General features: G+C 53.8%; 1 protein-coding gene. It reads right to left on the bottom strand.

What is annotated here, in order from left to right; genetic code table 11:
* Window positions 1-517, bottom strand: a 517-nt coding sequence (locus GSF27_RS17695) for a VCBS domain-containing protein (RefSeq protein ID WP_202410533.1), incomplete at both ends; no start/stop codon positions are given.

Below are 517 nucleotides of genomic sequence, written 5' to 3'. Positions count from 1 at the left end.
GCTGAAGGCCTGCCCCTGATCGGTGGTTTGATCTGTGACGGCTGCACTGACAGTGGGGGCATCATTAGTGCCTTCAATAGTGATAGTTACCGTGTGGGTAGTACCATCTTTGCTGTGAAATTCAAAGCTGTCTGTTAATGGCTGCCCGTCACCGAGCTGCTGAATAGCCGTCTGATGGTTATCGGCAACATATCCCCAGGCACCGGTCGGGCTAAGAATAAAATGGCCATAGCCATTACTGCCGAGCCCCGACTGTAAATCGAAGCCGGCTTCACCTGTGTCTGCGTCACTGACACTGAGTCTTCCCGAAGCATGTAGCTTATCAGCAGCCTGATCCTCTGAAACGGTTACAGCATCCACACCACTGATCAGAGCTGCATCATTGGTGCCGGTCACGGTAATAGTCAGGTTCTGTGTGTCGGTTGCACCAGCCGCATCAGTCACCGTAATTGGAATAACCAACGGCGGTGCCGTCTGGCCATCCGGCAGGGATTGATAGGCCGCATCGGACGGATCA

The sequence above is a fragment of the Pseudomaricurvus sp. HS19 genome (genome assembly GCF_009857815.1).
Classification (GTDB): Bacteria; Pseudomonadota; Gammaproteobacteria; order Pseudomonadales; family Cellvibrionaceae; genus Pseudomaricurvus.
Note: the sequence above shows the minus strand (reverse complement) of the source record. Positions and strands in the feature narration are given on the sequence as shown.